Genomic DNA, 329 nt, shown 5'->3' with positions numbered 1-329 from the left:
ATCTAATGGTATGCGCATCTTTTTTAATCTGCTGATTCCAGTTTCCACCAACCGAAGCCGAATACGTTCCTGAAATATTTACATAAGTAGTATTTCTTTTTCCGCTGTCATCATAAATCGAAGTCGAAACGATATCATTATTGTAATAATCTCCTTTAAGAAATAAACTATAGCCGGAACGTGTTCTAAAATCAAAATTTTTAAAATCAATTCCCGCCGTATTTTTCTCAATCAGATTCAAATCTGGATTACCAATTACACTATTCAGCGGATTGTTCAAATCTGCAACTGGCATTAATTGAGTTGCTGACGGAAGCGCATTAGAATAA

At 34.3% G+C, this 329-nt stretch carries 1 protein-coding gene; it reads right to left on the bottom strand.

Annotation, left to right across the window (positions count from 1 at the left end):
• The coding region (locus ACWA1B_RS22430; protein ID WP_456910803.1) for an outer membrane beta-barrel protein at positions 1–329 on the bottom strand (329 nt) is incomplete at both ends.

It is taken from the genome of Flavobacterium xizangense (genome assembly GCF_054075145.1).
This window is presented reverse-complemented; position numbering and strand designations above follow the sequence as displayed.